General features: G+C 71.0%; 5 protein-coding genes. 3 read left to right on the top strand and 2 right to left on the bottom strand.

The window, feature by feature from the left end; translation table 11 throughout:
- Positions 1-125: 125 nt before the first annotated feature.
- A complete protein-coding gene (hemW, locus tag PV363_RS15915) occupies positions 126-1,352 on the bottom strand; it encodes a radical SAM family heme chaperone HemW (protein ID WP_220346570.1) in 1,227 nt (408 codons plus the stop codon).
- A 92-nt stretch (positions 1,353-1,444) separates the two neighbouring features.
- Between hemW and PV363_RS15910 the strand changes: the two genes are divergently transcribed.
- Genes PV363_RS15910 through PV363_RS15900 form a run of 3 tightly spaced genes read left to right on the top strand, consistent with a single transcriptional unit; the run spans position 1,445 to position 3,782 of the window.
- Positions 1,445-1,837, top strand: coding sequence for a GntR family transcriptional regulator (locus tag PV363_RS15910; RefSeq protein ID WP_220344208.1), 393 nt, complete (start codon positions 1,445-1,447; stop codon positions 1,835-1,837).
- Positions 1,834-2,733 carry an ABC transporter ATP-binding protein gene (locus tag PV363_RS15905; RefSeq protein ID WP_220344209.1) on the top strand — a complete coding sequence of 300 codons (900 nt, stop codon included), beginning with the start codon at positions 1,834-1,836 and terminating at the stop codon, positions 2,731-2,733. Before PV363_RS15910 ends, PV363_RS15905 begins: the two co-directional genes overlap by 4 nt.
- Entirely contained in the window at positions 2,730-3,782 is a 1,053-nt protein-coding gene (locus PV363_RS15900; protein WP_220346571.1) for an ABC transporter permease subunit, read from the top strand. The genes PV363_RS15905 and PV363_RS15900 overlap by 4 nt, the downstream gene beginning before the upstream one ends.
- A gap of 12 nt (positions 3,783-3,794) precedes the next feature.
- Here PV363_RS15900 and PV363_RS15895 read toward each other — a convergent pair whose 3' ends face one another.
- A complete protein-coding gene (locus tag PV363_RS15895; RefSeq protein ID WP_301022837.1) occupies positions 3,795-4,649 on the bottom strand; it encodes a DUF3097 domain-containing protein in 855 nt (284 codons plus the stop codon).
- Between the last annotated feature and the right edge of the window lie 184 nt (positions 4,650-4,833).

The raw sequence follows: 4,833 nt of genomic DNA, 5'->3' as shown, positions 1-4,833 counted from the left end.
TGTTCGTCTTGCAAACGTCCCCCCCGATCCTGCACGTGTTCTCCGCCGCCACCTGCCCGGCCGGGGTCCCTGGTGGGCCCCACCCCGTCGGGGGGCGGCCCTCCTCTGCGTGAGAGCGGGGTCGCCTACGGCAGGAGGCGGCGCACGACCGCGTCCGCGAGGAGGCGGCCGCGGACGGTGAGAACGAGACGGTGGCTGTCGTCGGAGAGCTCGACGAGCCCGTCGGAGACGAGCCCCGGCACGGCGGCACGTCCCGCGGCATCCAGCCGGACGAGCGGCATGCCGTCGTGCAGGCGCGACTCGAGCAGCACCTGCTCCACACGACGGGTCTCGAGGTCGAGGATCTCGCGCCCGTGCCCGGGGGATCGGCCCTCGGCCAGCCGCTGGGCGTAGGCGGCGGGGTGCTTGACGTTCCACCAGCGGGTGCCGGCGACGTGGCTGTGCGCCCCCGGCCCGAAGCCCCACCAGTCGGCACCGGTCCAGTAGAGCTCGTTGTGGCGGCACCGCGCGGCGTCGTCGCGGGCCCAGTTCGACAGCTCGTACCACCCGAGGCCCGCGGCGCTGAGCCGCGCGTCCGCGGCGAGATACATGTCGGCCATCAGGTCGTCGTCGGGAGCTGCGACCTCGCCGCGGGAGACGCGGCGTGCGAGCGCGGTCCCCTCCTCGACGATGAGGGCATAGGCACTGACATGGTCGGGACCGAGTGCGAGTGCCGTGTCGAGCGACCGCTCCCAGTCCGCCAGCGACTCTCCGGGCGTGCCGTAGATGAGGTCGACGCTCACCTGCGAGAAGCCGGCGTCGCGGGCCCACCGCACGACGTCAGGCAGTCTGGCCGGGTCGTGCGTGCGGTCCAGCGTTGCGAGAACGTGAGGGACCGCGGACTGCATGCCGTACGAGATGCGGGTGAAACCGCGTGAGCGGAGCGTGGCGAGAGACGCGGGGGTCACGCTGTCGGGGTTCGCCTCCGTGGTGGCCTCGTAGCCGGCCGCCAGCCCGAAGGTCTTGTCGATCCCCTCGAGGATGCGTCCGAGGTCGTCGGAGGCGAGGAGTGTGGGCGTGCCGCCGCCGATGAACACCGTCTCGACCTCCGGCAACGGGCGGTCGGCACGCTGGAGCACCTGAGCCGCCAGCGCGATCTCGGCGAGCACGGTGTCGGCGTAGGAGTCGTGCGAGGCGCCCGGTCCGAGCTCGGACGACGTGTAGGTGTTGAAGTCGCAGTAGCCGCACCGCGTCACGCAGAACGGGACGTGGACGTACACGCCGAAGGGCGCGCCCCCGAGGGCGTCGAGCGAGGCTGCAGGGAGGGCGCCGTCAGCGGGGACGGCTTGTCCCTCGGGAAGCGTGGACGGCATGCCTCCAGTGTCGCAGGGCGGCTGCAAGGACTCTTGCGGTCGGATCTGCTGCTACCTATAGTGCTATTCAGATAGCACATTAGGAGTATCGAATGATCGAGTTCCACCTGGACTCCCGGTCGGGCGTCTCCGCATACCTGCAGCTCGTTCAGCAGGTACGCCGCGCCCTCCGCCTCGGGCTCCTCGACGAGGGCGACCAGCTCCCGACCGTCAAGGACGTCGCGCGTGCGCTGGCGATCAACCCCAACACCGTCCTGAAGGCCTACCGCGACCTCGAGCGCGACGGCCTCGTTGCTCCGCGTCCGGGTGTCGGCACGTTCGTCACGCGGACCCTCACCGACAACACGCTGGCGGCGCACGGCCCGCTGCGTACCGACCTCCAGCGGTGGCTGTCCAAGGCCCGCCGCGCCGGCCTCGACGACGAGAGCATCGAGGCGTTGTTCATGACCACCTTTCGGGCCGCCTCCGAGGAGGACATCGCATGACCACAGCACTGAGAACGCATGAGCTCGGCAAGAGATACGGCCGAAGTCGCCACTGGGCCCTGAAGGACTGCACGCTGGAGCTCCCGGCCGGCCGCGTGGTGGGTCTCGTCGGGCCGAACGGCGCCGGCAAGAGCACGCTGCTCGGCCTCGCGGCCGGGATGCTCGTGCCCACCGTCGGTCGCATCGAGGTGCTGGGCGAGGGGCCGTCGTCCGGCGCTGAGCACCAGGCGCGCGTCGGCTACGTGAGTCAGGATGCGCCGACCTATCGGGGGATGAGTGTCGCCGACCACCTCCGGATTGGCTCGCACCTCAACCCGCGATGGGACGACGTGCTCGTCCGGGACCGGATCGACCGGCTCGGCATCGACCTGCGGCGCCGCACCGGCAGCCTCTCGGGAGGCCAGCGCGCCCAGATCGCGCTCACGGTGGCGATCGGCAAGCGGCCGGAGCTGCTGATCCTCGACGAGCCCGTCGCGGCCCTCGACCCGCTCGCCCGACGCGAGTTCATGCAGGACCTGATGGAGGCGGTCGCCGAGCAGGACCTCACGGTCGTCCTGTCCTCGCACCTCGTCTCGGACCTCGAGCGCGCCTGTGACTACCTCGTCGTGCTGGTGGACTCCGAGGTCCGGGTCGCGGGCGACCTCGACGATCTGCTGGCCTCGCACCGCCGCATGACCGGCGCGCGGCGTCCCTCCGACGCAGGCCCAGCCGGCCACCACGTCGTGACGGCGAGCCATACCGACCGCCAGAGCACGTTCGTCGTCCGCACCGGCGGACCCGCGGTCGATCCCTCCTGGGACGTGACCCCTCTCGGGCTCGAGGATCTGGTGCTCGCCTACCTGCGCGGCGACGCCTCGTACGAGCGCCCCCGCCCGACCGTCGAGGTGATCCGATGATCTGGCTGACATGGCGCCAGCTGCGTGTCCAGGCGATTCCGGTCGCGGGTGCCGTCGCTCTGCTGCTCGTGGCACTGGCCATCACCGGGCCTGGGATCGTCGACGCGGCAGAGGACGGCGCACGCTCGTTCCTGACAGGACTGAGCGCCGACGCGTTCAAGGTCACGCTCTACTACGTCGGCATCGCGGCGGCGTACGTCTTCCCGCTCGTCGTCGGGGCGTTCTGGGGAGCGCCGATGGTCGCGCGCGAGCTGGAGGCGCGGACGCACCGCCTCGCGTGGAGCCAGTCGGTCACGCGCACACGGTGGCTCGCCGTCAAGCTCCTCGGCGCCGCCCTGGTCACGGTGTCGGTCGCTGGGCTGCTGTCGTGGGGTGTGACCTGGTGGGCCGGACCGATCGAGCGCGCGATCGCGACCGGCGAGGGGACGGGGCCGTTCATGGTCTCGCGCATCGAGCCCGCAGTCTTCGGAGCCCGGGGCCTCGTCCCGATCGGGTACGCCGTGCTGGCGCTCGCGATCGGCGTGCTGGCTGGGCTCGTGGTGCGACGGACAGTCGCGGCGATGGCAGTGACGCTCGTCCTCGTCCTTGGCGTCCAGCTGTTCGTCGGGGTCGTCGTGCGGGCCCAGCTCGTCGAACCCGAGAAGGCCACGAGCTCGATCACGCAGGAGAACCTCGTCGGTCTGATGGTCGAAGGAGCCTCCGGTCCAGGAGACCCGATCGAGAACGTCTCCGAGATCCGTGTCGAGACGGGCCGCACCGGCACGTGGGAGCTGTCGAACGTCACGCTCGATGCCGACGGCGAGCGCATGCGGTCGTTGCCGGCGTGGGTGGCCGACTGCGGCGGGCCGCCACCGGGGGAGAGCGCGCAGGCGGGTGCGCGGGCGGCGTGCTTCGACCGGTTGGCGGACGAGGGCTATCGGCAGCAGGTCACGTGGCACCCGTCCAGCGCCTTCTGGACTCTGCAGTGGCGCGAGACGGCGCTGCTCCTCGTACTCGCGCTCGGCCTCGGCGGGCTGTGTTTCTGGCGGATCCGCGGCGACGCGCCGTAAGGGCGGGCGCGGTCAGGTCGTGACGAAGTCGATGAGCTCCTCGACCCGCCCGAGCAGCGCCGGCTCGAGGTCGGCGTAGGAGCGGACGGACCCGAGGATGCGCTTCCAGGCGTGCGCGATGTCGGCCTGGTTCCGGTGGGGCCACCCGAGCGACTGGCAGATGCCGTGCTTCCACGACATCGAGCGTGGGATCACCGGCCACTTCTCCAGCCCGAGGCGCTCGGGCTTCACGCCTTGCCAGACGTCGACGTACGGGTGCCCGACGACGAGCACGTGCTCCTTGTACGGTCCGCGCAGCACCGAGGCGGCGATGCGCGACTCCTTCGACCCCGGGACGAGATGGTCCACGAGCACGCCCAGGCGGCGTCCCGGACCGGGCTTGAAGCGGTCGACGACCGACGGGAGGTCGTCGACCCCCTCGAGGTACTCGACCGCCACCCCCTCGATCCGCAGGTCGTCACCCCACACCTTCTCGACCAGCTCCGCGTCATGACGTCCCTCGACGTAGATGCGGCTCGCGCGTGCGACCCGTGCCTTCGCGTCGTGGACGGCGACCGAGCCGGACGCGGTGTGCGTCGCGCGTGCGGGCGCGGCGCGTCGTACCGGCGCCTTGAGCACGACCGGCTTGCCCTCGAGGAGGAAGCCCGGCCCGAGGGGGAAGGTACGCCGCCTCCCGCGACGGTCCTCCAGCTCGACGGTGTCGAGATCTCGGTCGGTGCGCGTCACGGCGCCGCAGAAGTCGGTCTGGACCTCCTCGAGCACCATCCCCACCTCCGCCTCCACCTCGGTGGACCGCCCTCGCTTGGGGACGCGCCAGTCGCCGGCCAGGACATCGGATCCGTATCGGTCGTGAGCCACGAGGAGCAAACTAGCCGAAAGAACGTGCGGCACCTCGCAGCCACACGCGACTGGTGAGGCTGGCTAGACTGGCACTCAGGGCACCGGAGTGCCAAAGATCATCGACACGAGGAGGGACCGTGGCTGACGTCGTGCTCGATGAACGCAAGCTCGCGGTCCTGCGCGCCATCGTGGAGGACTACGTGGCGACCCA

Origin of the sequence: Mumia sp., assembly GCF_028803055.1 — a bacterium.
Classification (GTDB): domain Bacteria; phylum Actinomycetota; class Actinomycetes; order Propionibacteriales; family Nocardioidaceae; genus Mumia.
Note: the sequence above shows the minus strand (reverse complement) of the source record. Positions and strands in the feature narration are given on the sequence as shown.